Raw genomic sequence first — 26,792 nt, forward strand, 5'->3', positions numbered from 1 at the left:
CGATTTTTCAGCGTTAAAGACAGCTATGGAACAGCAGAAAACAGTCATTGTGACCGGAGCCTCTTCTGGAGTGGGGCTAAACGCCGCCAAGGCTTTGGCCGATCGCGGCTGGCATGTGGTGATGGCCTGCCGCAACATCGATAAAACCAAGCAGGTGGCCCAAGAGATTGGCATGCCGGGCGATCGCTACAGCATTATCCACCTCGATCTGGGCTCTCTGGCCAGCGTGCGCCAGTTTGTCAGCGACTTTCGGGCCACAGGTCGCAGTTTAGAATCGCTGGTGTGCAACGCCGCCGTTTACTATCCGCTGCTCAAAGAGCCGATGTACAGCGAAGACGGCTACGAAATCAGCGTCGCCACCAACCACCTGGGCCACTTTTTGCTGGCCAACATGCTGCTGGATGACCTTAAGGCTTCCCCCGCCGCCGACAAGCGCCTAATCATCCTCGGCACCGTCACCGCCAACCCCAAAGAGCTGGGCGGCAAGATCCCCATTCCGGCCCCGCCCGATCTCGGCAACCTGGAGGGCTTTGAGGCCGGGTTCAAAGCCCCGATCTCGATGATCAACGGCAAAAAATTTAAGTCGGGCAAGGCCTACAAAGACAGCAAGCTGTGCAACGTGCTCACCATGCGTGAGCTGCACCGCCGCTACCACGACGAGACCGGCATCACCTTTAGCTCGCTGTACCCCGGCTGCGTGGCCGATACACCCCTGTTTCGCAACCACTTTAAGGCGTTTCAAACCATCTTCCCCTGGTTCCAAAAGAATGTAACCGGTGGCTACGTCACCCAAAAACTGGCGGGTGAGCGGGTGGCCGATGTGGTCACCGACGCTGAACTCAAAGAGTCGGGCATGTACTGGAGCTGGGGCAACCGCCAAAAGCCCGGTCGCCGCTCCTTTGCTCAGGAAGTGTCGAACGAAGCCCAGGACGACGCCAAGGCCCGCAAGCTTTGGGATCTCAGCGCCCGCCTGGTAGGGCTTGATGATGAAACCGCTCGCAGTGTACCGGCAACAGCGGGTTCGGTTTAGGGAGCGTAGAATCTTCTGACCTTGATCTAGCCCCCCGTCTGCATAGGCGATCGCCCATGCAGACGGGGGGCTGTTTTGTGCGCAGTTTTGCAGGCCAGATTCGGTATTATGCTGCTTTCAAAAAATCCAGCACTTCGTCGATCCACTCGATCCAGTCTTGTTCGTAGCGCATGCCCCGGCGCAGGGTAAGGTAGCGAAACTGCTCGATGGCGGGTGGGGCGGCCACAGATTTGTACTGATCTGCCATCGCCTGATAGTTGGCCAGCCGCTCACTGTGGAGCTGACGGCGGCGGTGGAGTTCGTCCATTAGCAGCCCGTCGGGCACGTAAGGGGCCGCCAGCACCCGCACCAGTAGATCTTCGCGGATGGGGGTGGGTTCGCTGGGTTCGCCGTACCAGCGGCGGAGTTCGGCGGTGCCTGCCTCAGTAATGCTGTAGATCTTTTTATCGGGTTTACCCGCCTGGGGCACGGTTTCGTAGGTGACCCAGCCCTGGCCTTCGATTTTGCCCAGCTCGCGGTAGATCTGCTGCTGGCTGGCCTGCCAATAGCAGCTGACGCTCTCTTCAAAGCGCTTGCTGATGTCGTAACCACTGTAGGGCTGCTGAGACAAAACCGCCAAAATTGTGTGGGACAGGGCCATAGGAAGACGAATTAGGAACGTTGTTGACATACTCAACTATTTGAGTATACCCTTTGGGCTATGTACTCAACATTTTGAATATCTACTTGTTGAATACAGATTGGTTGTATAAGGTTCTCTTGAATCTATCCCTTGATGCCTTTGATGGGTTCTACCTATCAATCGCGGTTTGCCCCTCCCGGTGGGGTATTCGATTTGGATTTTGTCTTGTTCTTTTCGCTCAAGGGGTCGCTATGACCGACGCGCCTGCTTCTGCAAATTTTGTGTCTACCCAAACTCGGCCCGTGGATTCGAGTCAGGCCGCTAAGAAAAATCGCCGCTGGCGACTGCGACTGCGACGCTGGTGGCTGGTGCCCCTGGTGACGGTGCCCCTGGCGATGGGGGTGGGGCTGCGCCAGGGAAGCCAGTCTTCGGAGGTGACCATCGCCGCTGCGCCGCTGCCGGTGGAGGTGGTGTCGCTGACGCCGGTAGATGCCTACACCGTGGAGCGCCAGTACGTGGGGGAACTGGTGGCCCAGCGCCACAGCGCCCTGGGGTTTGAGCAGGGGGGCATGGTGGTGGCGGTGCTGGTGCGATCGGGCGATCGCGTTTCCCCCGGTCAGCCTCTAGCCCGCCTCGACACGCGCAGTCTAGAAAGCCAGCGCCAGCAATTAGTAGCCCAGCGCGATCAATCCGTGGCCGCCCTCAGCGAGTTACAAAATGGCCCTCGCCAGCAGTCTATTGCCGCCGCCCAGGCCGCTGTGGGAGATCTGGAGCAGCAGTTGGCCCTGGCGACGGCCCAGCGCGATCGCCGCACCGACCTCTACGACCGGGGGGCGATCTCCCGCGAAGAGCTAGACCAGCAAACCTTTGGCACCGGGGCGCTAGAAAAACGACTGGCCCAGGCCCAGAGCGAGCTAGATGAACTGTTGGCCGGCACCCGACCAGAGCAGATTGCCGCCCAAGCGGCTCGGGTACGCCAGCTCGACGCCAGCCTTCAGGCGATCGAGGTGGATCGGTCTAAGGCGGTCATTACCGCTCCCTTTGGCGGACGTATCAGCGATCGCCTGGTGGATGAGGGGGTCGTCGTCAGCGGCGGTCAACCCGTGGTGCAGCTCACCGAGGGCAGCGCCACTGAGGCTCGCATTGGCATTCCAGCAGAGGTGGCCGCCGATCTCTCCCTGGGCAGTGCCCAAGTGGTGGAAGTGGGGGGGCGATCGCTCTCCGCCACCCTGACGGCACTGCTGCCCGAGCTAGAGTCTACCAGCCGCACGGTGACGGCGGTGCTGACTCTAGATACTGCGGAGGATCTCACCCTGGGCCAGACAGCGCGACTATTGCTCACCAACACCCAGCCCACCAGCGGGTTTTGGCTGCCTTCCACGGCACTGGTGCAGGGAGACCCGGGGCTGTGGGCGGTGTATGTGGCAGACGGTGAGAGTACTGAAGCCACGGTGACCCGCCAGCCGGTCGAAATCCTGCACACCGAGGGCACAGCGCGCAGCGATTCCCTTGGGACTCGGGTGCTGGTGCAGGGGCTGGTCGAAACGGGCGATCGCGTCATCACCAGCGGCACCCACCGCGTTGTCCCCGGCCAAACCGTCAGCCTGCCCGACTAAGAGCGCAGGCGTCAGATCCGCCAGGGACCGAAGACTCCGGCCCCAACCGCCAAGAAGTGAACGCCATCCACCCCCCACTCCCCACTCTCCATGACCCTCTTCTACCGCAACCGTCAACTGCTGCTCCTCACCCTGGTACTGGTGACTGTCTGGGGCCTCTCCGCCTTCCTCACCCTGCCGCGCCTAGAAGACCCAGAAATTGTGCAGCGCTTTGCCCGCGTCACCACGTTGCTGCCGGGGGCAACGCCGGAGCGGGTCGAGACCCTGGTGACCGAGAAAATCGAAGATCGACTGTTTGAGCTAGAGGAGATCGAGTCCCTGCGATCGACCTCGGGCAGCGGCATCTCCATCATCACTGTAGAACTCAAGGACACCATTCCCGACGTCGATCCGGTGTGGGCCAAGGTGCGCAGCAAAGTAGATGATGCCGTCCCCGACCTGCCCGGTGATGCTTCTACACCGGAATACGCCGACAGCTCTACCAAGGCCAGCGCTCTGATCGTCGGCCTCACCTGGACGCGGGATGACGCCCCCAACTACGCCATTATGGGGCGGCTGGCGGCAGCGCTGGAAGATCGGCTGCGGTCGATTCCGGGCACGGAGACGGTGGATATCTTTGGCGAACCGGACGAAGAAATTCGGGTAGACATTGCCGCGACCGAGCTGTCGCGGCTGGGGCTGTCGACGGCGGCTCTGGCCCATCAGATTGCCGCCAGCGACGCCAAGGTGTCGGCGGGGCAGTTTCGCAATGGCAGCGCTGAATTTTTGCTGGAGGTGGACAGTAGCCTCAGCTCTCTGGAGCAGATTCGCGCTATTCCTGTGCAGGCGGGAGAGTCGGGCCAGGTGGCGCGGCTGGGAGACATTGCCACCGTCACCAAAGCGATCCAAGACCCGCCGACCGATCTAGCGTTGGTGAATGGGCAGCCGGCGATCGCCCTGGCGGCCAAGGTAGAATCTGCCGAACGGGTAGACCTGTGGGCGGTGCAGGCCCATCAAGTGCTCGACACCTTTCGCGCCGAGCTGCCCCAGGGGATGGGGTTACATGTGGTGCTGGATCAGAGTCAGTACGTACAGCAGCGGCTGAACGGGGTAGTCAGCAACCTGATCTTGGGATCGCTGCTGGTGATTGCTGTGTCGCTGCTGATTTTGGGCTGGAAGTCGGCCCTGCTGGTGGGTCTGGCCCTGCCCCTGACGACGCTGACCGTGTTTGGCACCATGGGGGTGCTGGGGGTGCCGCTGCACCAGATGTCAGTGACGGGCATCATCATCGCCCTGGGGCTGCTGATCGACAACGCCATCATTGTGGTGGATGAGGTGCAGGGGCGGCTGCGCCAGGGCATTCTCCCTGCCGATGCGGTAGGGCAGACGGTGCATCACCTGCTGGTGCCGCTGCTGGCCAGCACCCTGACCACGGTGCTGGCCTTTGTACCCATTGCCACCTCGCCAGGGAGCGTGGGCGAATTCATCGGCACCATTGGCCTGACGGTGATTTTGGCGCTGCTGAGTTCTCTGGCTCTGTCGCTGACGGTGATCGTAGCGCTGGCGGGACGGCTGCACCGCTGGAACCCGCTGCCCGATCGCTGGGACTGGTTGCAGCAGGGCTTTTCGAATGAATCTCTGGCCGCTGCCTATCGGTGGAGCCTGGGGGCAGTGTTTCGCCGCCCCTGGCTGGGGGTAGGCCTATCGCTGGTGCTGCCAGTGATGGGGTTTGCGGTATTTGCCAGCCTGCCCCAGCAGTTTTTTCCGCCCACCAACCGCAACCAGTTTCAGATCGAGTTTGAGCTGCCCACCCAGGCGTCGCTGGCCGCCACCCAGGCCCAGGTTAACCAGGCGCGGGAGCTGGCGCTCCAGCATCCCGAAGTCGAAGACATCCACTGGTTTATGGGCCGCAGTGCGCCGCCCTTTTTCTACAACGTGCTCGACAACCGCCGCAATGCCCAAAACTTCGCCCAGGGCATCGTGCAACTGACGGGTACGACTCAGATTCGCGAGACGATTCAGGCGCTGCAAGCCGAGCTCGATGCCGCCTTTCCCCAGGCCCAGGTGCTGGTAAAACAGCTGGAGCAGGGGCCACCCTTTGACGCGCCGATTGAGCTGCGGGTCTACGGCGCAGACCTGGCGGGGCTGCGGGCGGTGGGCGATCGCCTCCGAGCCGAGCTGGCCCAGGTGCCCGACGTAGTGCATACCCGCGCCACCCTGACCGAGGCCCTGCCCAAGCTGGCTCTGACGGTGGACGAAGCCCAGTCTCGCCGCCTAGGGCTAGATAATCAGGCGATCGCCGCCCAGCTCAACGCCGCCCTCAATGGCAGAACCGGCGGCTCAGTGCTCGACGGCAGTCGCGATATTCCGGTGCGGGTGCGGGTGCCGGGCGAGCAGCAGGGAAATCTGGGGGCGATCGCATCTCTGGAGATGGTGACACCCCAGGGGCAGATGCCGCTGGATGCGATCGCCGCCCTCAGCCTGGTGCCCGACACCGCCAGCATTGGCCGCCGCAACGGCCAGCGGATTAACACCGTGCAGGGGTTCATCACCGCTGGGTCATTGCCCAGCACCGTGCTGGCCGCCTTCCAAACCCGGCTCCAGGAACAGGGCTTTGAGCTGCCTCCCGGCTACCGCATCGAGTATGGCGGCGAGGCGGATGCGCGGGGCACCGCCGTGGGCAATTTGCTCTCCACCGTCGGGGTGCTGACCATTCTCATGACCGCTACCCTGGTGCTGTCGTTCAACTCTTTTGGGCTGGCGGCGCTGATTGGCTCGGTGGCAATTCTCGCTGTCGGCCTTGCCGCCCTAGCGCTCAAGCTGTTTGGCTCCATCTTTGGCTTTACCGCCATTCTCGGCACCCTGGGGCTGATCGGCCTGGCGATCAACGATTCGATTGTGGTGCTAGCGGCCCTGCGAGAAGACCCCGAGGCCAGCCTGGGCCAGCCTCAGGCGGTGGAGAACGTAGTCTTTCACGCCACCCGCCACGTGATTGCCACTACGGTGACCACGATTGTGGGCTTTGTGCCGCTGATGCTCGACCCGACTGGGTTTTGGCCGCCGCTGGCGATCGCGATCGCAGGTGGTCTCGGCGGTGCCACCCTGCTGGCCCTCTACTACATTCCCTCGGTGTATCGGCTGCTGGCCCGGGGCAAAGGCTCCGGCCAACCGGTACAACAGCCAGCGGTCAGCAAAACGCTGGCGCTGAAATAGTTGACCCTAGCAGGCCATCTACTTCATGGCGAAGGGGGTGGCGTAGAGGCGATCGATTTTAAAGTCTAGATGGGTGGTTTGGTCGGCCCAGGTCAGGGCTTCGATCACAATGTCGGCGTGGGCCAGCCACTGTTCATCTACCAGGCACAGGGGCACATCGAGCGGAAAGATGCGATAGCCATCTTTTTGGACGCGGTGCCGAGCGCCGACGATCAGCTCGGCGGGGTAGCCCTGGGCGGGCTTGAGCTTTAGAACGCTGTTGATTTGACAGGGCATTCCCATGGGGGTTCTCAGGCAATTTAGGGGTGGGCGCTACCCATAAAACCATAGGGAGGAATTCTGCCGCAGTGGCCCTAACCTATGGAGACTGGCTGCGATCCGTGCGGATGGGCGGCGATCGCTTGGGTGTTAGGAGATGTCTAGGAAAACGGTAGACACTGCCCACCCTAAGGGAACATCTTTTTTAGAAATCTTCTGAGCCGTCGGAAGAACGGTTGGTCGGTCAATGGCTTCCCTTTGACCCTAGGCCTCAACTTCTTGGGGTCGATCGGCGCGAGGGTGGTTTGCGTCGGGAGGGCTTTTGCTCAGGGTCTAGGCTATCGGGATGCTGGGCCTCTAGCAAAAACACCCGCCGCCCATCGTTGATGCGGTAGAGAGTGGTGCAGGTGCAGTCGTGGCCCTCGGCTCTGAGCTGGGTGGCACGTTCATCGCAGGCGGCCTGGGCTTGCTCTACGTCTTCCCAGTCGGTTTCGAGAAATATCTCTTGAATCAAACTCATTACGTCAACTCACAATGTCAAAAAAAATCAAAGTAGATAAAGCCTGGGCCGGTGCGCTAGAGACAGCCGTTGAGTTCTAAGGCAGAGGCAGGGTGGCACTGGCCGCCACTCCAAGAGCTGTCTGGGCAATGGCCTAGCTTGGGCGGCGACAGCCCTAACTGTACCGATTCTCATCCTAAATGGTTGTCTGTGTCTGCAATTTTTTCTAATTGTTTTGCTGAGTTCAGGGCTGCGATCGCACGCCTCCGTCTCCAACAACGACCCGATAACTTGAGTTCACTCTGGGAGAAGCCCAGCGACGGCGGCCAGCCCCCCTCATTCTTAGGGCCGACACCGTGACGGGCTCAACTCTGTCCTGTAGCGGGCCGGGGTATTCACATTGAGCGATGGCGACCCTCAATGCCGCTGGTTAAAACGTGAACATATGCCAAGTCCCAGGTTAGACAATGCCAGGTTGAAGACGGCCAGGTAGGGCCGTCAGATAGAGGCCGTCAGACAGACAATGCCAATCTGGCGATCGCAGTTGCTCTTGAGGCAACGCTCCCCTGGCCGGGCTTGGTTAGATTTTGCAGATTTCGCGTCAGTGGCGCGATCAAGACCCCCAGGAGGACAACAACTATGGCTTCGACTTACAGACGAGCAGTGGGCATTTTCCCTAGCCGCCCTCAGACAGCGTCGGCCTTGCAGGCTCTGAGCGATTCGGGCTTTTCCATGGGCGATGTCTCGATCATTGCCAAAGATGCAGACCATCAAAAAGACATCGCTGGCGTCTCCGTCAAAGATGAGGTGACTAACCAGGCCGACACTGGCGGGGTGGTTGGCGCTGCTACGGGCGGCCTCTTGGGCGGCGTCACCGGTCTGCTGGTGGGTCTCGGCACCTTGACGATTCCAGGTGTGGGGCCAGCCCTGCTAGCGGGAGAGGCGGCTGTAGTGCTGTCTACCCTGGTGGGGGGTGCGGCTGGGGCCGCCGCTGGCGGTCTGGTGGGTGCTTTGGTCGGTTTGGGCATTCCCCAACATCGAGCTGAGCGCTACCGCGATCGCATTACCCAGGGGGGCTACCTGGTCATGCTCAAGGGATCTGAAAACGATATTGCTCAAGCCGAGCGAACGTTTAGCAGCGCGGGCATCGAAGATTGGGGTGTTTACCCCGTGGCCGATGAGCCCCATCACACTCAACCCAACCGCCCTCAGGCTGGCACCCTTGCCAATGGTGGCACGGCGGTAGGCGATGGCCGCGATCTAAACTGGCGCGATCGCCCCTTGGTCAATGACGCAGGGGTGCATGGCACTGAGCCTCAGTCTATGGCAGGCCCCCGAGAGCCTGAGACTGTGCCTCGCCACCGTCAGGCTGACCTTCAGCCCCATGGCTATAGCGCCAATGGCCCCAGCAATCTCTACGGCGAAACCCGTGGCGATGCCTCAGCGGGAGGGCCGTCAGATCACAGCCTGCCTCTGGAAAATTACCGCACCACCGGACTGCCGCACTCGTCTAACCCGATTGACTCTAGGCACCCTAGCGGCACTACCGTGAGCGATCGGCCCCGCCAGCCGTCTCCTGCCGAAGAGCGGCGAGTGGTAGGAGTCTTTCTCAACCGCGAATCGATGGAAACGGCCCTGGCTCAGCTCCAGCAGACGGGCTTTCCCATGCATACCCTCTCTATGGCAGTGCGCGAAGCCGAGGCACCAGACCAGCGCCAAGGCTACGACAGTCACTCTCTCGCTGGGGCCACCCGCCTCACCGCTGGCCTCGATCGTATACTGCTGCCCGAAGTTGGCACCGTTTTGGTGATGGGGCCTGACGCCCAGGCTCTGGCCGATACATTTGTCCCCAACGGCAGTAGCTCAGGGACCCATAGAACTCGGCACGAGGTCACCGGCCTGGGCATTGCCCCCGAGTCAACCCGTCTGTACCGGCGGCATCTGACCAATGGGGCCTATCTCGTTACCCTGCGCGGCCAGAACCAAGATTTGCTTCAGGCCGCTGCCACCCTAGGCGAAAGGGGTATGCACGACTGGGGCATCTATGACGTGTCCCATAACTGGGCGCACCGTTAGTAGAACACGGCCAAACGCAACAGCCAAACCCAATTAAGACATAACCAGAACTCAACCATGACTAACTTCTCTGAACAAACCCAAAGCTCCGCTAACACTCCCCATACCGATGGGGTCAATGTTGGCCTGAGCACCGACAATCCTGGGCAGCGGGTAGCCGATCAGGCTGAGACTGCGGCTAACCAGGTGGCAGCGGCTGCCAACCAAGTCCCTGACCAAATTGAGTCGGTCAAATCGACTCTGACCGCACCGCTGCCCACGCCGCCCGCCATGGCAGCCGACCAGGCTTCTGCTGAAGAGCTGTTCAAGCGGCTAAACTGGGGCGAACCCGCCCTCACCATTCTCGATGTGCGCAGCCGCGAGGCCTTTAACAATGAGCGCATTACCGGCGCGATGCCCATGCCCATCGAGCAAATCCCCGCTGAGGCGGAGGCCAGTTTGGAGTACCGGCGCGATATCTACGTCTACGCCGACAGTGACAACAACGCCGCCGAGGCCGCTCAGCAGCTGCGTCAGGCTGGCTATCAGGCCGTTGCCCACCTGCAAGGCGGTCTGCCTGCCTGGAAAGCCATTGGTGGAGCCACCGAAGGCATTAATGCCTTTGCCTCTCCGGCCCGCTCCTAGGGTGCGATCGCCGGTCATAGCAACATAGCAACAGCCTAAAAAAGCACCCCGCTGACAAGTTGCCAGCGGGGTGCTTTTTTAGAACGGGCCTGACGGGATTCGAACCCGCAACTTCCGCCGTGACAGGGCGGTGCTCTAACCGATTGAACTACAGGCCCTTGGGTGAATCGCCCTTCAACTGGGCGATCTCTATATTCCGCCTTGGGGAGGCTTTTGTCAAACTATTTTTGCAAATTTCTCAAAATTGGTTTGGCGACAGGGTTTGGCGACTCCGCCTACTCCACAAAGTCGAGCACGGTGACCCCCGGCTCGGCCAGCGCCTCGTAGCGGCTAGCGGTGGCCTCAATGCGGCGCAGCTGCCCCAGAGCCAAGCCACAGGGCATACCGTATTTAGCCTGGACGCGATCGCTGGCAATGGTCAGGGCGGTGCGCGATCGCTCCACAAAATCGGCCAGTGGGTAGGTGGTCGCCGGAGCAAAGTAGTCCTTCACCACCAGGGAGGGAGAGTAGCAGGTCTCTTGGCTGCCGTCGGGCCATTGGATCTGGAAGCGGATTTCGGGCATGGGGAGGGTGGGGGGTTAAGGGTTAAGGGTGGAGTAGTGGAGGGTGGGGGGATCATTGAGAGGGTTCCAACGGCCTCACCCCTTATCTCACGGTCGTCGCCAGTCGGCAATATTCCAGGTGCTGAGATCCCAGGGGGTGAGGTTGATGCCGGTGAGGCGGTTGCTCACCCCCGACACGTCGGCCCTGTGCACGATGGGCATCACCGCCGCTTCATTGATCAATAAATCATTCATCTGAATGAAGAGATCGCGGCGGGTGTCAGGGTCGAGGGTGGCGGCGGCCTGGTTCCAGAGGGCGTCGTACTCGGGGTTGCAGTGGCGGGCGTAGTTGCCCTTTGACCAGTTGTTCGCTTTTTGGGCGATTTCGTCGCAGGTGTAGGTTTTGAGGTAGGCCCCAGGGTCGGGGTTAGTGTTGCCGGTGGCAAACATTTGCAGGTCAGCGGAGAAGCGATCGAGGGTTTCGCGGCTGGCGGGGTCGCTGGAGAAATAGACGCTGGCGTCGATGCTCTTGAGTTCAACCCCGATGCCAATCTGCTCTAGGGATTGTTTGACGATTTCCTGGGTCTTTTGGCGCACCGGGTTCACCGAGGTCTGAAAGACGATCTGCATCTCTCGACCATCTTTGTCACGGGTGCCGTTGTTGTTGCTGTCGACCCAGCCCGCCTCGTCGAGCAGGGCAGCAGCAGCCTCGGGGTCGTAGTCGTAGTTAGTATTCTCAGACATAAACTGCCCTGGGGCCACCAAAAAATTGGTGGTGGGCTGGCCAGTGGGGCCGTAGAGCTGGGTGGCAATGGTCTCGCGATCGATCGCCAAATTTACCGCCTGGCGCACCGGTAGGTCGCTAAACATGGGGTGGGGGAATTCGAGGCTAGAGGTTTCGCCGTCGGCGGTGGCCTGGTTGGGGTCGGTGAAGTTGAAAATAATCCGCTCCACCAAAGAGCCAAAGTTGGCCACTACCTGGCCCTGCCCAGCGGCCTCGAGCTGGTTGAGAATGGCGGCCTCGACCTGGAGGTTGTTGGCGTAGTCGACATCGCCGGTTTGCAGCACCGCTCGCGCCGCCGAAGTAGCATCGCCGCCGCCCTTCAGCTCTACCCGGCTAAAGGCCACCTGGTCGGCATCGCGGTAGTTGGGGTTGGCCTCGTAGACAATCACATCGCCGGGGGTAAAGCTGGTCACCCGGTAGGGGCCAGTGCCCACGGGCATGGTGTTGCCGGGGGCCTCGCGGCCATTGGGGCCGTTATAGTCGGCAAAAATATGCCGGGGCAAGATCATGCCCTCGGTGCCGGTAAACACCAGGTACCAGGCGGGGTTGGGCTCCGAAAAGGTGATCCGCACGGTGGTGTCATCCACCGCTTCGACGCTTTCGATGATTTCGTAGGAGCCAGCAGTGGTGGTGGCCACCTCGGGGTTGACAAGAAATTCGTAGGTGAAGGCCACATCTTCAGCGGTGAACGGGGTACCGTCTGACCAGGTGATGCCCTCCTTCAGCTTCCAGGTGACAGTGGTGCCGTCGGCAGACACGCCGCCGTTGTCGAGGGTGGGCTCTTCGGCGGCTAAAAACAGCACCATGTTGCCCTCGGCGTCAAAGCTGGCCAGGGGCTCTAGGGTAATGCGGCTGGCCTCAGAGTCTTTGAAGCCGCTAGAGAAGTGAGGGTTGAGAATGGTGGGTGCCTGCCAGTAGAGCAGGCGCAGGGTGTCGTCGGGGGTCGCTGGGGCGCTCTGGGTGCCTGCCTCGGTCTGGGGCGAGCTCTGGGGTGACCGACAGCCGGTAAATAGCAGCAGACATAGTCCAGCGGTAGCGACGGCACGAGCGTTCATTCAGTGGCCCTTAAATTATCTAGGCAATAGCCTACAGGGTCGGGGAATCAAAAGAGTAAGCGCCGCTACGATCGCGGGGGGTGCTTGGGAGATGCACGAGCCTGTTCTGACCTAAGTTGGGATCAGAACAATCTTTGGAAAAGCAGTCTCACCGTCCCCTCCTCGGAGGGGTAGGGGTGGGTTAGTCTAGGCCAGAAAGGCAGCTTACCGTATTCAGAGAATCATATGCTGTAACCGTTTTGACCCACCCCGCCCTCCGGGCACCCCTCCAAGGAGGGGATGGAATCAACCTTATTCGTAGGGGCGTTGCACTGCAACGCCCCTACCAGGTATCGGTTTTGAATCAGCTATAGAATCTCGGCGAGGTATTCAATCAGGCGATCGCACTCTTCCAGGGTGTTGTAGTGCACCAGGCTGACCCGCACCACCCCCTGCTGGGGCAGCAGACCCAGATCTTCGATCAGCCGCAGGGCGTAGAAGTGTCCGTAGCGAATGCCGATGCGGTGGGCATCTAGCTGCGGCGGAATCTGATCGCTGCTCAGCCCCTCGACCACAAAGGAAATCGTCGCCACGCGCTGGGCAGGGTCAGCGCTCTCGCGACCAATGATGCGCACCCCCAGGCGACTGCCCAGAAACGACAGCAGCCGCTGGTTGAGCGCTCCCTCGTGCTGCTCGATCAGGGCAAAGGCGTAGTCGATCGGGTCAACCCCGGCGGGCAGGCCGTGGTGCCGGGCCAGAGCCTCAAAGTATTCAGGAAGGGCGGTGAGGCTGTAGCTCAGCTCGTAGCTGCTGCCCCCCGGCTGAAACTTGTAGGGAATGGCGCTGTCGGCAATGAAATAGTGGTTGTAGCCGGGCAGGGCCAGCAGCAGGTCTTTTTTGCCGTAGAGCAGCGCCTGGTGGGGGCCATAGACCTTGTACAGGCTAAAGGTGTAAAAATCCACATCCAGCGCCTGAACGTCGATGCGGCGGTGGGGGGCAAAGGCGACGCCATCCACGCAGAGCAGCGCCCCCTGGCTGTGGACTAGATCGGCGATCGCCCGCACTGGCTGAATGCTGCCCAGCACGTTGGAGGTGTGGGTGACCGCCACCAGGCGGGTGCGCGGCGTCAGCAGCGCCTCCAGGTCGGCCAGGTCTAGCTCTAGAGTGTTGGGGTTGACCCGCCAGATTTTGATCGTCACACCCTGGCGCTCCAGCTCCATCCAGGGGCTGATGTTGGCCTCGTGGTCGGCGTTGGTGACGATGATTTCATCCCCCGGCGCGAGGGTTTGCCCCAGGCACTGAGCCAACATGCGCAGCAGCGCCGAGGTACTGGGGCCGAGAATTACCTCCGTCGGGTCAGCAGCATTGATCAGCGTGGCCATGGCCCTAGTGCCCGCCTCTACCCGCTCGGTGGCCTGCTGCGACACCCCATAGCTGGCCCCCAGCTGGACGTTAGACCCGTAGAGAAACTCGGTAATGCGATCGACCACGGGCTTGAGAATCTGCGACCCGCCCGCGTTGTCAGCAAACACCCAGTCACCCCCCAAGGCAGGGAACTGCTGTCGAACAAAATCGAGGTCTAAGGATGAGATCTGACCCATGGTGGTCTGCCTGAGCGCGACAATTCTTTTGAGTATGACGGATTGTCGCCCCTGGGCCGATCAGCTGCCCAGCTTAAAGGCTTCAAGGCATAAGGCATAGATGGCACCAATCTTAAAGCTGTTGATGCAGTCGAGCCACAGGGGTTTGGGAATCTTTCGCAACAGCTCGGGGTCGCGCCAGCGGCGGCTGTACACCAGCCAGCTCACTAGCTCTACCGCCAGCACTAGAAACACCGATATTGTGGTGTCTTGAACGGCGGCCTGGCCCGCGATCGCCGACAGAGACACCGCGATAAAATAGCCACCCAGCAGACTGATAGTCACCAGCGATATTCGCCGCCAGGGGTTGACCAGCCACAGGTTAAACTGGTCGCCCAGATCGTCGATCAGGGTACTGAAACGGGTGCGCTGCATCGGTTCACTCCCTTAGCTGCTGTCAACAGTATTACCGGTACTGGCCTCAAATTTGGCCTCAGAAATCGGCTCGACAGGCGGGGTGTAGCCCCCCCTGACGGCACACATACTCAAGCTGGTCACCCTTCAGGTTGAGGGCTTGAGAAAAGTCTACCCCCACCAGTGTCTCTGCGGTACTGGGTGCCGCTGGGGTAGTGACAAAGCCATCGACCGGCGATCGATCGGGAGTAAAGAACCTCACCTCTGCCAGGTTGACCCCGCTCAGGTTGGCGTCAGTCAAAACTGTGCCTTCAAGATTGGCCCCGCTCAGGTCAGCCTGGGCAAGGTTGGCCCCGCTCAGGTCGGCCTCCTGGAGCTGGGCATTGCTCAGGGTGGTTTGTACCAGGTTGGCCCCGCTCAGATTAGCCCCACTCAAATCAGCCCCCCCCAGGTCGGCGCGGCTGAGGTCGGCCCCCACCAGGGTCGCCGCCGCTAGGTAGGCCTGGTGCAGACGGGCCTCGACCAAAGAGGCCTGGCTGAGGTTGGCGGCGGTAAAGTCGGCCCCCACCAGGCTGGCACCCTCAAACTGTCCATGGCTGAGGTCAGCAGCAATGAACCAGGCGCTGCTGGCATTGGCCCCGGTGAAGTCGGCGTAGGCGGCCAGAGAATTGCTCAGATTGGCCCGCAGCAGGCTAGTGTGGCGAAAGATGGCATGGCGCAGCTGGGCCGCCACCAGGCTGGCCTCAGTCAGATCTGAACCGCTAAAGTCGGTGACCCAGTCGTCGAAGGTGTCGGGGCGGCCATCGGCACCGGGGTCAAAAAATATGGCCTTGCGAAACCGCGCCCCCGAGAGCACCGCGTTGCGCCAGCCAATGCCCGCCAGGTGCTGCTGCTCTAGCAGCAGCGTGAAGGTATCGGGGCCTTCGATGATGTAGCTGAGGTTGGTGCCGCTGAGATCGACCTGGTGAAAGTTGCCGCTGTGGAGCACCAAAATCTTGGCCAGGGTGCGCTTGACCGTGCGCTGCCGCAGCTGAGCCATCAGTTTTTGGTCGTCGGGTAGAGCCAGCAAGTCATTGGCCAAGGCCAGGTTGAGCCGCTGCAAGGCCGGTATGGCCGGTGGCCCCAGGGTCACCAGCGCCTGTTGTAGGGTGTCGAGCAGGCCAGGGTCACCGGTTTGGGCCAGCATATCGACCAGTAGAGGAATCGCCCGGGGGTCTTGGCTGCTGGCTAGAGCTAGGGCCGCCGCCTGGCGATCGCCAAAGGAAGTCGCGTTTTGACTAAGATTTTCGACCAGGGCTAAAAATAGAGCATCCCCCCCCTGGCCGCTGGCCGCTGGCAGTCGGCGATCGAGCCACAGTGCCCCCAGCCCTCCCAGGGCGACGACACCGGCCAGCGCCCCAATCACCGGCAGGTGTCGTCGCCAACCCCTGGGGCCAATCACCTCAGCCGAGTCAGCCGGAGAGAGCACGATCGCCGTTAGCCCGCCATACTCTTCGGTGGTGAGCCCGATCAGGGGAGAGGCTGTCAGCGCCGAGAGCCCCGTCGGGCTGTCTGAGTCGGCGCTAAACGAGTCTAGATCGGTCGGGTCTAGATCGGTCGGGCCAGGGGTGTAGCGGGTAGGCACCTGGCCGCCCCGCAGCAGCAGCACCTTGGTGCCAGCCCCGTAGTCGTACCAGGCCCGGCGCGACGAGTTGGTCTGCCCGGTAGCCCCCGCCCCCAGGCCGCAGACCAGAACCAGCCCGCCCAGCCAGGGCAAACTGGGGAAGGCCCCGCTGGCCAGCCAGAGCCCGTAGGCTCCTATCAGAGGCACCCCCCAGCGCCCTAGCTCTCGCACCAAGACCGCCTGGGCACCAGGGGCAGAACGATGGAGTGCGACCACCTGTAGACCCAGCCAGGCCTTGGGCCAGGTCTTACCGCGTCGGGCTAGCCCGTGCAGTTGGCTGGCGCTCAGAGCCACCGGCAACAATAGGGCACTAAACCACAGCAGGTTGGTGAGGGGTGGTACCTGGGTGACCAGCCGCTGTCGAGACCAGCCCAGGGGACGGGCGATCGCCCCTTGGGCCACCGCCACCGCTGGCGTCAGCGGCACTGTCTCAGCCGTAAACCGCTGGCGTACCACCTCCCCCGCGCCCCAGGGCAGGGCCACGCTGCCCACCAGCAACCCCGCCTCTAGCCCCCAGGCCAGCAGCCGCCGCAGGGCCAAACTGTGCGCCGTCGACAGTCGCCCCTGCACCGGAGCAGCCGAGGCCTGGGTTGAAATGGGCTGTGAGTCAGAAGTCTGCGCCATGGAGTCAGGTATGACAGATCAGACGGGGCGATCGCGGCCATTGTTGACCCAATCCGTGCTTCATCCCCAAGAATTGCCCTCAATCATAGCTAAGCCCTCCCGTTGTGGCAGAAGTTTAGTTGCGGCGCATCGCGGTGGCAAAAGTTACCCCAAGGCTATATACCATGGTCCTTTTTGCTGGCCTGGCACCTTGAAAACTGGCATAACCTACCACTGCCCACCCAGAGGCCTGGTTACGATAGATACATAACCAGCACACGGCTCCTTAAAACCGGGAGGATAGGCCATGAAACGTCTCAGTCAACTCTTCGCTCTCTCTGCAGCTGCCCTAGCTTTGAGCACTGGCGTGGCCTCTGCCCAATCGACAGCTCAAACTCCCCTCACAGAGCCAGTTCAGGTCAGCGGCTCGGTCAACCCCAGCGTCAATTCTAGCTGCGGAGTGCGGGGTGCAGCTGCTGTGCAGACCCTTCAGGTTAACCAAGATTTTGCGGCGGTCGAGATCGCCGTCAGCAATGGCACCAATGGCCTTACCCTGCTAATTGAAGGCAGCAACGGCTTTAGCGAGTGCCACACCAGCAGCGGAGGCGCTATCAGTGCCCCTGGGCTGCTCAACCGAGGCACCTACTCTTTTTATGTTGGCAACAGCAGCCCTACGCCCACCAGCTACACGCTCACTATTCGATAAAGCTAGGGGCCGCAAGCATCAGGAGCGAGGGGTAAGCCGCTACCCCTCACTCCCTTGGCGGTGGTGCAGCCGAGTCAGCGAAATTCTGGCGGACTCAGAGACTTGGAATTGAGAGTCTTTTTCGAGGTAGCGCAGGGCGGGCTCGGTCTTGGGAGAAGGTAGGTTGCCCAGGGCTTCGGCTAGGCGCTGGCGCACCAGCCAGTCGTCAGCCTGGGCAAACTTGAGAATTTCATCGACAGCGTCTAGGTCGCCAATCTCGCCAACAGCGGCGATCGCCGCCTGCTGCATCACCGTTTCTTCGCTCTGGAGCGCCTGCATCAGCACATCGTGGGCACGGGGGTCTTTGAGATTGCCCAAGGAAACAGCGGCGCTAAAGCGCACCAGCCAGTCGGTATCTTCATAAAACGCCCGCACTAGGGTCTCAAAGGCGCGGGGGTCTTCGAGGTAGCCCAGCGCCCCAGCGGCGTCGGCCCGAATACCGTAGTCGGGGTCAGAGGTGAGTAGGTTGATCAAAATATCGTAGGCCTGGTCGTCGGGCTTGAGGCCCAGGGCAAACACCGCCATGGAGCGAATTTGCAGATTTTGGTCGTTGAGCGCCTGACGAATCAGCGGTGCCGCCTCAGCGGCGGGCACATGGCGCAGCGAGGCCAGGGCCAGCATGCGATCTTTGGAGTCTTCGCTTTTGAGCTGAGCCGAGATCTGCTCTAAATCCATGGGAAAGGTGCACTACGAACGATCTTCTTCAGTATAGGGAGTTTGGGGGAGGGAGGGATTGGGAAAGGAGAGGCGTGACACAAGTTTTGAATGGTGAGGGTTGAATTGCAGGCGTCAGTGCAAACCTCAAAATTGAGAATTCATACGAAATCCGATTGGGTAAACCCCGATTCACAATCAGGAACCTTGTAGGGGCGTAGCATGCTACGCCCCTACAAAGCGGGTGTATTCAAATAGGATTCGGCATCAAAACTAAGGAAATCTGGGGATAAAGAAGATATTCCCAGGCAAGGCCACAGGCCCTGCGCCCTCGCGAGGAAGCAAAATTCTTGGGTGTTTTCTTTGTCAGAATTGTCCTCAGTTTTTATCACCACTTTCTCAAGCGGCCAAAATGCTCTTCGCCCCGTCGGGAGGGGATGGAGTTGCCGACTGGGTCTAGGCTCAGCACCTCGAAGTGGGGGGTAAACAGCTGGCGCACTTCGGCGGGGGTAGTGCCAAAGGGCGGGCCACCGGGGCGCTGGTGGGTGAAGAATACGGCCAGCAGTTCACCACCAGGGGTGAGTAAATCGGCCACCAGGGCGGCGTAGGCGGGGCGCAGGGCCGGGTCGATCGCACAAAAGCAGGTGTGCTCGATGGCATAGGCAAACTGCCCGGCGAACTCGGGCACCAGGTCAAAAATATCTCGCTGCAGCAGGTGCAGCGGCAGGTTTTGGGCCTGGGACTGGGCGTCTAGGGCGGCGATCGCCGAGGGGGCAAAGTCTACGGCGGTGACCGTAAAGCCGTGGCGGGCAAACAGCAGGGCGTCATGGCCGCGCCCGGCCCCCAGGGCGATCGCCGTCCCTGGCAAAGGGGCACTGTCAGCCCCCAGCAGCGCACTCAAAGCGGGGGCGGGCTGGCCAAGATCCCACCGGGTGGTGCCCGCCTGGTAGCGCTGTTCCCAGGCGGCGGGGCTGAGGGGGGGCGGGCTTTGGGCAGTCATGGAAAACTCCGGTGTATGCTCGGCTATAGCTATGTATAGAGTCTTTTAGGGTAGCGCGTATGCAGCGACGACAGCTATTGGGCGGCTTGGGGGGCGCAGCAGCGGCGATCGCCCTGGGGCAAAAAGCCACCTATTCCCAAGGGCAGTCTAGTCGGCAGCCTGCGGTTAGGCCAGCCCGCCTGCGGGCTGGCGACACAGTGGCCATTGTCAGCCCGGCGGGGGCCACCTTTGAGCGCGATCGCCTCAACCTGGTGATCGACGCCGTCAAAGCCCTGGGCTTTGTGCCCCTAGTGGCCCCCCACGCCCTGGCCCGCTATGGCTACCTGGCGGGCACCGACCAGCAGCGTGCCGCCGATATCAACGCCATGTTTGCCGACCCGACCGTCAAGGCGCTGCTGCCGGTGCGGGGCGACTGGGGCAGCGCCCGCATTTTGCCCTACCTCGACTACGACATCATTCGCGCCCACCCTAAGGTGGTGATGGGCTTTAGCGATATCTCTGCGCTGCTGTTGGGGCTCTACGCCCAGACCGGGCTGGTGACCTTTCACGGCCCCCACGGCCTCACCGCCTGGCGATCTGACCAGGTGGAGCTACTGCGCCGCGTTGTGATGGCTGGCGAAGCGCTGACCTATAGCAACCCCCTGGTGGGGGCCGACCAAGACCGCCTCATGCGCGACCAGGGCCGCATTCACACCCTGACTGCCGGACGGGCCACCGGCCCACTGCTGGGGGGCAATCTATCGGTGATTGCGGGCATTGTGGGGTCGCCCTACATGCCCGACACCAGCGGGGCCATTCTGTTTTTAGAAGACGTGGGCGAGTCGCCCTACCGGGTCGATCGCATGCTGACTCAGCTCAAGCTGGCGGGGGTGCTCGACGGGCTGGCGGGGTTTGTGTTTGGTCAGTGCACCGCCTGCGGCCCCGGCTCGGGCTACGGCTCCCTCACCCTAGAAGAAATTTTGCAAGACCACATTCGGCCCCTAGGCATACCGGCCTACAGCGGGGCCTGGATTGGCCATGTGGAGCCGATGTGGACGCTGCCTATCGGCGGAGTGGTGACCATGGATGCGACCCTGGGCACGCTGCAAATGCAGACGGCGGCGGTGATGTAGAAATAGGGCCCTAGGGCTAAGGATTTCGCCAGCCCAAGGATCAGGACAGTGTTCAGGCTGCGATCGCCCCCAGGTTCTCGACGAGTTTGCGGCAGCGATCGCTGACTGTGGCCCAGTCTTGCTGGGCGATCGCAGCCTGAGAAAACAGACCGCTGGAGAGGCCCACGGCGATCGCGCCTGCCTGCACCATGGCCGCCGCATTTTCCACCGTCACCCCGCCCGTAGGCACCAGGGGAATGGCCGCCAGCGGCCCCTGCATGCTCCGCACGTAGCTGGCCCCGCCCACGGCGCTGATCGGGAATACCTTCACCGCCGCTGCCCCCAACCGATAGGCCGCCAGCACCTCATTGGGCGTCAGCGCCCCTGGCACTAGAGGAATCTGCAAAGTCTGGGCCAAGTGAATCAGCGTCGGGTCGGTGTGGGGGCAAAAGCAAAACTGCGCCCCGGCCTCCACCGCCTGGGCCAGATCGGCCAGAGAGAGCGCCGTCCCGATGCCCACGGTACAGTGGGGCAGCTGATGGCGCAGTTTTTCTACCAGTAGGGCAGGCTCAGCACTGTCCCAGGTGATTTCAATCAGGCGCATACCTCCGGCGGCGGCAGCTTCGGCCATGCCCAGACCCTGGTCAACCTGGGAGGCGCGAATGACGGCGATCGCCCGGTGCTGCCGCAGCAGAGCCAAAAATGAGTCTTTATCCATCACCCCATGCCAATGGCGCAGGCTAAACGATAGAGCCACTGTAGAACCTTTTGTAACGCTCTTTTTGGCCAGCTTTCTGTAGCCAATTGCAGTGAAGATATCTGACTAAGCAATCGCTAAACCCCTCGAGGTTGGTACGATCTTCTTTATATAGGACTTCTCATCAAATCCGAGTCCATCACCCCCGCTTCACCGCCCTTCGATAAAAACGCGAGGGCGGCTCTGTCAAACGGCCTCCGGTATTCGCCCTGATTCAACGGGGATGAGCCTACAAGATTTGGTGTTACCCGGCGCACAACTAGCGCCCAAGAGGACTACACCATGGATAAAAAACTTCTGATTTATAGCCTTGCTAGCCTTGCCGCCGGCAGTGCCGTTACAGCCCTGGTGATGACGGCTGTTCAAACCCCTAGTTTGCAAGCATCACCGGGGGGTGAAGCGATCCCTGTGGCTCAAACCCAGGGGGCTGGGCCTCAAACTTCGACGGTTTCAGGCATGCCGGGCACGATCACCCAGGCCGAGCAGCGGTTCATTATCATGATGATTCCTCACCATGAGGGGGCGATCGCCATGGCTGACCTAGCCCTAGAGCGATCGCAGCGCCCTGAAATTTTGGCCCTAGCCGAATCGATCAAACAGTCTCAGACCCAAGAAAATGAGCAAATGCGCACCTGGTATCGGCAGTGGTACGGCGCTGATGTACCACTGCCGATACCGGGCCAGGGGATGATGGGGTGGAACCGGGGCGGCTCACCGTGGAACAATACCGAACTCTCTCCACAAACTGGCAACCGGCCCCAGGGCATGGGTATGCACCGCTACCGTGGGAATGGCCGATTTGGCCTGGGGCAGTCGGGCTGGCAGCCAGGCATGGGCTGTATGGGCATGAGGTCGATGACCGGCGATCTAAGCGCCCTAGAAAACGCGCCAGACTTTGACCGGGCCTTTATCGAAGAGATGATACCCCACCATCAGATGGGGGTGATGATGACGCAGATGATGGTGAGCAATAGCGATCGTCCTGAAATGCAAGCCCTGGCCCAAACCATCATCGACACCCAGACGGCTGAAATCAACCAAATGCAGCAGTGGTATCAAGACTGGTACCAATAGATCTCCCTAGGCTTTGCCCTGCTGGCGCTTGACCACCTCGTTGTAGGCAAAAAAGGCAATCAGAATCAGGGATGCCGAAAAGATGGTCGTTAAAGTCCCCAGGGCATAGAGGGCCGGAGAGGTGACGTTGGTGGTCATACCGAAGATCTCCAGCGGCAGGGTGTTGCGCTGGCCCGACACCAGCGACGTGCGGGTAAACTCATCGTAGGAGAGGGTAAAGGTGAGCAGCCCCACCCCCAGCAAACTTGGGGCAATCAGCGGCATCACAATCTCCCAGAAAGTCTTGGAGTCGGTAGCCCCCAAATCGCGGGCAGCCTCTTCGTAGGAGGGGTTAAAGCGGTTGAAGATGCCCAGCATGATCAAAAATGCGATCGGCAGGGTCCAGGTCAGGTGCGCCCCCAGCCCCGAGGTAAACCAGTTGGTCGGCCAGCCCATCACCTGAAACACCACCCCAATGCCCAGCGACACCAAAATGCTCGGCACAATCAGGCTGGCGATGGTCATGTAAAAGATCACCGTCGAACCTTTGAACCGCTGGCGAAAGCCCATGCTGGCCAACACCGAAGCCGTCAGGGTAATGGCCACCACCACAAAGCCGAGAAAGAGCGATCGCACAAACGGCTCAATAAAGTTGCCCACCCGCTGCTCTTGAAACACCTGCCCCAGCCAGTAGAAGCTAAGGCCCTTCATCGGGAAGGTCAGCCCCCCCTCTGGTCCCTGGAGAGACAGCATAAAAATGGTAATCATCGGGCCGTAGAGAAACAGCACGAAGAGGCAAAAGAAGGCGAGAAGCAGGTAGAAAGAAAGAGAGCGTTTTTGCATGGTGATTTTCTAGGATGAATGGTGGGCAATGCCCACCCTACGGTTCGCCAAATCCCCTCCTGGGAGGGGCAGGGGTGGGTTCATCCCCTCCTGGGAGGGGTAGGGGTGGGTCTGCCCAGAACCTTGCAGACCCACCCCGCCCTATCGGGCACCCCTCCTAGGAGGGGACGGTTTTCTACAGTTCCTTGCGAATATCCAGCACCCGCAGAATGGAGACAATGATCAGCATCGTCACCGCCAGCAGCACCATCGCATTGGCCGCCGCCAGGGGATACTGCAAACTGCCGATCTGGGTTTGAATCAGCTTGCCCACCGAGGCCGACTGCCCGCCGCCCATCAGCCGCACCGTCACAAATTCGCCCATGATCAGGGTGACGATAAAGATCGAGCCGATCGCAATCCCCGGTGCCGACAGCGGCAAAATCACTTCCTTAAAAGTTTGAAACCCTGAGGCGCCGAGATCTTCGGCGGCAGTGACGAGCGATCGCTCAATGCGCATCAAACTGTTAAAAATTGGCGCAATCATAAAAATGATGTACAGGTGCACCATCCCCAGCACCACCGCAAAATCTGAAAACAGCAAAAACTGGAGCGGCTCCTGGATCAAACCAATGCCCATCAGCCCCTGGTTGACCAAACCCTCGCGCCCCAGCAGCGGCACCCAGGAGATCATACGAATGATATTCGACGTCCAAAAGGGAATAGTACACACTAGAAACAGCAAAATTTGCCACTCTAGCTTGGGCACATGAAAGGCCAAAAAATAGGCCACCGGGTAGCCAATCAGTAGCGTCGCCAGCCAGGTTAACCCCAAGAACTTGAACGTATTCAGGTAGGTCTTAAAGGTCACATCGGTCAAAATCCCCCGATAGTTGTCGAGGGTAAAGGCCGGGGTCATGGAGTAGCCGTTAAACTCCCAAAAGCTCACCACCCCAATCATGAGAATGGGGAACACCAGAAACAGCAGAAATACCAATGTCTGCGGTGTGATCAGCGCGTAGGGCTTGAGGGTTTTCCAGGTTTCAGACATGGGGAAAATATTCCAAGGTTGATTGTTCTAGCCTCGGTTGTGGCCCTCAACCCTAAATCCCTCTCCCTGGGGGAGAGGGACTTTGCATATTCTGGCTCCCCTCTCCCTGGGGGAGAGGGGCTGGGGGTGAGGGCACATCATGGCAGCGAGAGACCAGGGGGATCTACGACGCAATAAACTCGTTCCACTTCTGCACCAGGTAGGTATTTTCCTCCATGGTCGAGTTCCAGCAGACGATGTTGCCAAAGCGCTCGTCGAAGGAGCCGCCGTCGCGGGTGACACCGGTTTTGGCCAAGGTCTTACCGAAGGGGTCGACGATGTCTTCGGCGGCAGGCTTGCCCTCGTACCAAAAATCCCACTCGGCGGCAGACATAAACTTGCGGGCGGTCTCGGGCGCAGCACTGTAGTAGCCCTGGCGACCGAGGAAGGCTCCTACCCAGCCGTCAAGCATCCAGTTGATGTATTCGTAGGCGGCGTCGAGCTGAATGCCCTCCAGATTTTTGGAGAGGCCAATGCCGCCGCCCCAGCCCCGGTAGCCCTCTTTGAGTGGGGCGTAGATGCACTCAATGCCCTGGGACTGCACAGCGGTTACAGCGGGTGACCACATCGATTGCAGCACCACTTCGCCAGAACTCATCAGGTTGACCGACTCGTCAAAGGTCTTCCAGAAGGCGCGAAACTGGCCGTTGGCCTTTTGCTCCTTCAAAATCTCAATGATTTGGTCGATCTCGGCCCTGGTCATGTTGCCCTTGTCGCCAAAGGTCATTAGTCCCAGCGACTCAGCCACCATGGCCGCGTCCATAATGCCGATCTGGGGAATGTCGAGGATGGAGGTTTTGCCCTTAAATTCTTCGTTAAAAAGCTCGCCCCAGCTTTCGATTTTGCGGCCCACCAGGTCGGGGCGGTAGCCCAGGGTGTCGGCGTTGTACTGGAAAGGAATTAGCGTCGCGAAGTCGGTGGGGGTGGGAGAAAATTCTTTTGAGTCTGGCCCGGTGAGGTACTGCACTCGGTAGGGAGCGGTGCCCTGGGAGCCTTCTACCGGCATGCCTTTGAACTCGCCAGTTCTGAAGAAGGAGACAATTTGGTCGTAGTTGGTGACGCGCTTGATGTCGATGGGCTGGAGGTTGCCGGAGGGCACCACCAGAGGCAGGCTGAAATATTCGCCGTCGAAGATGTCGTACTGGCCGGGCTGGGTGATGGCGATCTGGTTGTTTTCTTCGGTGCTCAGCGCCCGCATGTCGAACTTAAAGCCCAGGTCTTCTTGGGCCTTGTCGCGAATGTCGTTGATCTGCGAGACGCCGGTGCCAATCAGCCGCAGGGTGACGTCTTTGGTTTGGTTGGTGTTGACCTGGGGGCCGGGGGCCGGGTTGTTGGGCGTGCCGGAGGGGGCGGCGCAGCGGGTGGCGGTGAGAAATGCGCCAGCAGCGAGACCGGTGCGGATAACTTGACGACGAGAAAACTGAGCCATGGTGAACGATTAATGAATGAACGGCGGAGGGTGTGGAGGAGAAGGCTGGATCTGCCCAGGCCGAGTCCAGTTCAGGATCTGTGGTTTTCCTACAGGTAGAGTTCTACCTCTGGACTCGGATAGAGGGTTAGTGGGACAGAAAAACGCAGTCGGCAGCAGCCCAGTCGAGTACAACCACCTGACCTTCCTCGAATGAGGTGGTGAGCCAGTCGGGGGTGCGAGCCTTGTAGAGCACCTCCATGCCGCTGCGCTCTAGCACCAGCGAGACACGGGTGACGTAGCCGGTGAACTCGACGGCGGTGATGCGGGCGGTGACCCGGTTGGTGGCGGGGCCGCAGGTAGACTGCTCCGCTTCGTCGAGAGACTTGATCTGCATCAGGTCGGCGCGGATGCAGCAGGCGGCTTCGCTGCCCACCTGGGCGTAGTCGCCGAGGCAGAGCAGGTGGCCCAACTCCGGCACATCGAGCTGGATGAGCTGACCGCTGGTGTCTTGCACCGCGCTGGTGATGGTGCCCGCAAAGATGTTGTTGTCGCCGGTAAACCGGGCCACAAACTTCGACAGGGGTTTGGTGAAGATTTCGCTGGGGGTGCCCACTTGGTCAACCCGACCGTGGTCCATAACTACGATTTGGTCGGAGAGGGAGTAGGCTTCGTCTTGGTTGTGGGTGACCTGAATGAAGGTCATGCCGAACTGGCGCTGAAGCTTGCGCAGCTCGCCGCGAGTCTTGACCCGCAGGGATTCGTCGAGGGCGCTGAGGGGCTCGTCGAGCATGAGCACCTGGGGCCGAGTAACCAGGGCGCGGGCGAGGGCGACCCGCTGCTGTTGACCACCGCTGAGCTGGGCGGGCTTGCGATCGCTAAAACCACTCAGCCCCACTACCTCTAGCATTTCACCCACGCGGTGCTGGCGGTCGGCTTTGGTCATGCCGCGCATTTTGAGGCCAAAATCGACGTTGTCCCACACGGTTTTATGGGGAAACAGCGCATAGTTTTGAAACATCATCGCCGTGTTGCGCTGGGTGGCGGGAATGCCGTTGATGCGGGTGTCGCCGATGTAGATATCGCCTTTAGAAATATCTTCGTGGCCTGCAATCATGCGCATAGTGGTGGTTTTGCCACAGCCACTGGGGCCTAATAGACAGGTGTATGACCCGGCGGGAATGTCGAGGGTAATATTTTGAACGGCAGCAAATGAGCCGTAGCTTTTTGTGACATCCCGGAGAGAAACTCCCTTAGCTTCGGCCTGAAGGTCTGCAGGCACTGTTTCAAGGGCGAGTACTGGCTCTAGTTGTACGTCTTGCATAGTAAGGCCACTTTTTAACGCTTGATGTACTCGATCAATGGGATAAAACAGCTGGGCAAGAGCCAGTTCTACCGCGCCTTTCAATCAGCTCACTTATAAAATTCTCTCTCAATGTGTACTGTATGCAGGGATACATTTTAGCGAGGACGCCGGAGCCGCCGGGTTTTTCTAAGTCTGCATATTACGTCAAATGAGCGGATGACCCTAACGGTTTGCCTAGACATATTGCGAGATGCAAAGCTCGCTTAGTCGCCTAGGTTCGCTACAAATCTTTAAGCGATGTCTAAGGAAATATGACAAACCTTCCCTAG

23 protein-coding genes and 1 tRNA gene are annotated in these 26,792 nt (G+C 60.5%); 8 read left to right on the forward strand and 16 right to left on the reverse strand.

All coding sequences use genetic code 11. The annotated features are described in order from the left end of the window. Window positions 1–25: 25 nt before the first annotated feature. Window positions 26–1,030, forward strand: a complete 1,005-nt coding sequence (locus AC0QKW_RS12670; RefSeq protein WP_473151435.1) for a protochlorophyllide reductase — start codon at window positions 26–28, stop codon at window positions 1,028–1,030. Window positions 1,031–1,136: 106 nt separating this feature from the next. On the opposite strand, the gene AC0QKW_RS12675 is transcribed toward AC0QKW_RS12670, so the two are convergent. Beyond that, window positions 1,137–1,670, reverse strand: a complete 534-nt coding sequence (locus tag AC0QKW_RS12675; RefSeq protein WP_473151436.1) for a PadR family transcriptional regulator — start codon at window positions 1,668–1,670, stop codon at window positions 1,137–1,139. A 284-nt stretch (window positions 1,671–1,954) separates the two neighbouring features. Here AC0QKW_RS12675 and AC0QKW_RS12680 point away from each other — a divergent pair, with 284 nt between their 5' ends. Both AC0QKW_RS12680 and AC0QKW_RS12685 read left to right on the forward strand, forming a co-directional pair. Then, window positions 1,955–3,268, forward strand: coding sequence for an efflux RND transporter periplasmic adaptor subunit (locus AC0QKW_RS12680; protein ID WP_473151437.1), 1,314 nt, complete (start codon window positions 1,955–1,957; stop codon window positions 3,266–3,268). 90 nt (window positions 3,269–3,358) lie between these two features. Further along, entirely contained in the window at window positions 3,359–6,460 is a 3,102-nt protein-coding gene (locus AC0QKW_RS12685; RefSeq protein WP_473151438.1) for an efflux RND transporter permease subunit, read from the forward strand. An 18-nt stretch (window positions 6,461–6,478) separates the two neighbouring features. Here AC0QKW_RS12685 and AC0QKW_RS12690 read toward each other — a convergent pair whose 3' ends face one another. Continuing rightward, entirely contained in the window at window positions 6,479–6,742 is a 264-nt protein-coding gene (locus AC0QKW_RS12690; protein WP_473151439.1) for a DUF2584 family protein, read from the reverse strand. Between the two features lie 247 nt (window positions 6,743–6,989). After that, the gene (locus AC0QKW_RS12695; protein ID WP_473151440.1) at window positions 6,990–7,238 is read right to left on the reverse strand and encodes a hypothetical protein; all 249 of its coding nucleotides are present in this window, start codon (window positions 7,236–7,238) and stop codon (window positions 6,990–6,992) included. A 618-nt stretch (window positions 7,239–7,856) separates the two neighbouring features. Between AC0QKW_RS12695 and AC0QKW_RS12700 the strand changes: the two genes are divergently transcribed. After that, window positions 7,857–9,293, forward strand: coding sequence for a general stress protein (locus AC0QKW_RS12700; RefSeq protein ID WP_473151441.1), 1,437 nt, complete (start codon window positions 7,857–7,859; stop codon window positions 9,291–9,293). Between the two features lie 57 nt (window positions 9,294–9,350). Further along, a complete protein-coding gene (locus tag AC0QKW_RS12705; protein ID WP_473151442.1) occupies window positions 9,351–9,917 on the forward strand; it encodes a rhodanese-like domain-containing protein in 567 nt (188 codons plus the stop codon). An 84-nt stretch (window positions 9,918–10,001) separates the two neighbouring features. Here the strand turns inward: AC0QKW_RS12705 and AC0QKW_RS12710 are convergent. The 6 genes from AC0QKW_RS12710 to AC0QKW_RS12735 form a co-directional block, all read right to left on the reverse strand. Then, window positions 10,002–10,075, reverse strand: a tRNA-Asp gene (locus AC0QKW_RS12710). 117 nt (window positions 10,076–10,192) lie between these two features. Then, the gene (locus tag AC0QKW_RS12715) at window positions 10,193–10,480 is read right to left on the reverse strand and encodes an MSMEG_0570 family nitrogen starvation response protein (protein WP_473151443.1); all 288 of its coding nucleotides are present in this window, start codon (window positions 10,478–10,480) and stop codon (window positions 10,193–10,195) included. An 87-nt stretch (window positions 10,481–10,567) separates the two neighbouring features. Beyond that, complete coding sequence (locus AC0QKW_RS12720) at window positions 10,568–12,298, reverse strand: peptide ABC transporter substrate-binding protein (RefSeq protein WP_473151444.1); 1,731 nt, start codon at window positions 12,296–12,298, stop codon at window positions 10,568–10,570. Window positions 12,299–12,645: 347 nt separating this feature from the next. Further along, on the reverse strand, window positions 12,646–13,878 hold the full coding sequence (locus AC0QKW_RS12725) for a cysteine desulfurase-like protein (protein ID WP_473151445.1): 1,233 nt from the start codon (window positions 13,876–13,878) through the stop codon (window positions 12,646–12,648). Window positions 13,879–13,938: 60 nt separating this feature from the next. Beyond that, window positions 13,939–14,292, reverse strand: a complete 354-nt coding sequence (locus AC0QKW_RS12730) for a DUF565 domain-containing protein (RefSeq protein WP_473151446.1) — start codon at window positions 14,290–14,292, stop codon at window positions 13,939–13,941. Between the two features lie 58 nt (window positions 14,293–14,350). After that, on the reverse strand, window positions 14,351–16,558 hold the full coding sequence (locus tag AC0QKW_RS12735; protein ID WP_473151447.1) for a pentapeptide repeat-containing protein: 2,208 nt from the start codon (window positions 16,556–16,558) through the stop codon (window positions 14,351–14,353). Between the two features lie 286 nt (window positions 16,559–16,844). Between AC0QKW_RS12735 and AC0QKW_RS12740 the strand changes: the two genes are divergently transcribed. Then, complete coding sequence (locus AC0QKW_RS12740; protein WP_473151448.1) at window positions 16,845–17,243, forward strand: hypothetical protein; 399 nt, start codon at window positions 16,845–16,847, stop codon at window positions 17,241–17,243. A gap of 39 nt (window positions 17,244–17,282) precedes the next feature. On the opposite strand, the gene AC0QKW_RS12745 is transcribed toward AC0QKW_RS12740, so the two are convergent. Further along, window positions 17,283–17,957, reverse strand: coding sequence for a HEAT repeat domain-containing protein (locus AC0QKW_RS12745; protein WP_473151449.1), 675 nt, complete (start codon window positions 17,955–17,957; stop codon window positions 17,283–17,285). A gap of 367 nt (window positions 17,958–18,324) precedes the next feature. Then, window positions 18,325–18,936, reverse strand: a complete 612-nt coding sequence (locus AC0QKW_RS12750; RefSeq protein ID WP_473151450.1) for a methyltransferase domain-containing protein — start codon at window positions 18,934–18,936, stop codon at window positions 18,325–18,327. 59 nt (window positions 18,937–18,995) lie between these two features. On the opposite strand from AC0QKW_RS12750, the gene AC0QKW_RS12755 reads away from it, so the two are divergent. Further along, window positions 18,996–20,048 carry a S66 peptidase family protein gene (locus tag AC0QKW_RS12755; RefSeq protein ID WP_473151451.1) on the forward strand — a complete coding sequence of 351 codons (1,053 nt, stop codon included), beginning with the start codon at window positions 18,996–18,998 and terminating at the stop codon, window positions 20,046–20,048. Between the two features lie 52 nt (window positions 20,049–20,100). On the opposite strand, the gene AC0QKW_RS12760 is transcribed toward AC0QKW_RS12755, so the two are convergent. Continuing rightward, entirely contained in the window at window positions 20,101–20,784 is a 684-nt protein-coding gene (locus tag AC0QKW_RS12760) for a bifunctional 4-hydroxy-2-oxoglutarate aldolase/2-dehydro-3-deoxy-phosphogluconate aldolase (protein WP_473151452.1), read from the reverse strand. 282 nt (window positions 20,785–21,066) lie between these two features. Here AC0QKW_RS12760 and AC0QKW_RS12765 point away from each other — a divergent pair, with 282 nt between their 5' ends. Further along, complete coding sequence (locus AC0QKW_RS12765) at window positions 21,067–21,858, forward strand: DUF305 domain-containing protein (protein ID WP_473151453.1); 792 nt, start codon at window positions 21,067–21,069, stop codon at window positions 21,856–21,858. 6 nt (window positions 21,859–21,864) lie between these two features. Here AC0QKW_RS12765 and AC0QKW_RS12770 read toward each other — a convergent pair whose 3' ends face one another. From AC0QKW_RS12770 to AC0QKW_RS12785, 4 genes are all read right to left on the reverse strand, one after another. Beyond that, complete coding sequence (locus AC0QKW_RS12770) at window positions 21,865–22,680, reverse strand: ABC transporter permease (RefSeq protein ID WP_473151454.1); 816 nt, start codon at window positions 22,678–22,680, stop codon at window positions 21,865–21,867. Between the two features lie 175 nt (window positions 22,681–22,855). Beyond that, complete coding sequence (locus AC0QKW_RS12775; RefSeq protein WP_473151455.1) at window positions 22,856–23,710, reverse strand: ABC transporter permease; 855 nt, start codon at window positions 23,708–23,710, stop codon at window positions 22,856–22,858. 163 nt (window positions 23,711–23,873) lie between these two features. Then, complete coding sequence (locus AC0QKW_RS12780) at window positions 23,874–25,178, reverse strand: ABC transporter substrate-binding protein (protein ID WP_473151456.1); 1,305 nt, start codon at window positions 25,176–25,178, stop codon at window positions 23,874–23,876. 127 nt (window positions 25,179–25,305) lie between these two features. Continuing rightward, window positions 25,306–26,481, reverse strand: a complete 1,176-nt coding sequence (locus tag AC0QKW_RS12785; RefSeq protein ID WP_473151457.1) for an ABC transporter ATP-binding protein — start codon at window positions 26,479–26,481, stop codon at window positions 25,306–25,308. Window positions 26,482–26,792 lie beyond the last annotated feature (311 nt).

It is taken from the genome of Pseudanabaena sp. PCC 9330 (assembly GCF_055795045.1).

What these genes read in the sequence shown, in the direction of transcription:
- AC0QKW_RS12740 (WP_473151448.1), top strand. Translation starts at nt 16,845, where the DNA reads ATGAAACGTCTCAGTCAACTCTTCGCTCTCTCTGCAGCTGCCCTAGCT.
- AC0QKW_RS12750 (WP_473151450.1), bottom strand. Translation starts at nt 18,936, where the DNA reads ATGACTGCCCAAAGCCCGCCCCCCCTCAGCCCCGCCGCCTGGGAACAG.
- AC0QKW_RS12720 (WP_473151444.1), bottom strand. Translation starts at nt 12,298, where the DNA reads ATGAACGCTCGTGCCGTCGCTACCGCTGGACTATGTCTGCTGCTATTT.
- AC0QKW_RS12745 (WP_473151449.1), bottom strand. Translation starts at nt 17,957, where the DNA reads ATGGATTTAGAGCAGATCTCGGCTCAGCTCAAAAGCGAAGACTCCAAA.
- AC0QKW_RS12700 (WP_473151441.1), top strand. Translation starts at nt 7,857, where the DNA reads ATGGCTTCGACTTACAGACGAGCAGTGGGCATTTTCCCTAGCCGCCCT.
- AC0QKW_RS12690 (WP_473151439.1), bottom strand. Translation starts at nt 6,742, where the DNA reads ATGGGAATGCCCTGTCAAATCAACAGCGTTCTAAAGCTCAAGCCCGCC.
- AC0QKW_RS12715 (WP_473151443.1), bottom strand. Translation starts at nt 10,480, where the DNA reads ATGCCCGAAATCCGCTTCCAGATCCAATGGCCCGACGGCAGCCAAGAG.
- AC0QKW_RS12730 (WP_473151446.1), bottom strand. Translation starts at nt 14,292, where the DNA reads ATGCAGCGCACCCGTTTCAGTACCCTGATCGACGATCTGGGCGACCAG.
- AC0QKW_RS12775 (WP_473151455.1), bottom strand. Translation starts at nt 23,710, where the DNA reads ATGTCTGAAACCTGGAAAACCCTCAAGCCCTACGCGCTGATCACACCG.
- AC0QKW_RS12670 (WP_473151435.1), top strand. Translation starts at nt 26, where the DNA reads ATGGAACAGCAGAAAACAGTCATTGTGACCGGAGCCTCTTCTGGAGTG.
- AC0QKW_RS12770 (WP_473151454.1), bottom strand. Translation starts at nt 22,680, where the DNA reads ATGCAAAAACGCTCTCTTTCTTTCTACCTGCTTCTCGCCTTCTTTTGC.
- AC0QKW_RS12780 (WP_473151456.1), bottom strand. Translation starts at nt 25,178, where the DNA reads ATGGCTCAGTTTTCTCGTCGTCAAGTTATCCGCACCGGTCTCGCTGCT.
- AC0QKW_RS12675 (WP_473151436.1), bottom strand. Translation starts at nt 1,670, where the DNA reads ATGGCCCTGTCCCACACAATTTTGGCGGTTTTGTCTCAGCAGCCCTAC.
- AC0QKW_RS12785 (WP_473151457.1), bottom strand. Translation starts at nt 26,481, where the DNA reads ATGCAAGACGTACAACTAGAGCCAGTACTCGCCCTTGAAACAGTGCCT.
- AC0QKW_RS12725 (WP_473151445.1), bottom strand. Translation starts at nt 13,878, where the DNA reads ATGGGTCAGATCTCATCCTTAGACCTCGATTTTGTTCGACAGCAGTTC.
- AC0QKW_RS12695 (WP_473151440.1), bottom strand. Translation starts at nt 7,238, where the DNA reads ATGAGTTTGATTCAAGAGATATTTCTCGAAACCGACTGGGAAGACGTA.
- AC0QKW_RS12735 (WP_473151447.1), bottom strand. Translation starts at nt 16,558, where the DNA reads ATGGCGCAGACTTCTGACTCACAGCCCATTTCAACCCAGGCCTCGGCT.
- AC0QKW_RS12765 (WP_473151453.1), top strand. Translation starts at nt 21,067, where the DNA reads ATGGATAAAAAACTTCTGATTTATAGCCTTGCTAGCCTTGCCGCCGGC.
- AC0QKW_RS12685 (WP_473151438.1), top strand. Translation starts at nt 3,359, where the DNA reads ATGACCCTCTTCTACCGCAACCGTCAACTGCTGCTCCTCACCCTGGTA.
- AC0QKW_RS12755 (WP_473151451.1), top strand. Translation starts at nt 18,996, where the DNA reads ATGCAGCGACGACAGCTATTGGGCGGCTTGGGGGGCGCAGCAGCGGCG.
- AC0QKW_RS12705 (WP_473151442.1), top strand. Translation starts at nt 9,351, where the DNA reads ATGACTAACTTCTCTGAACAAACCCAAAGCTCCGCTAACACTCCCCAT.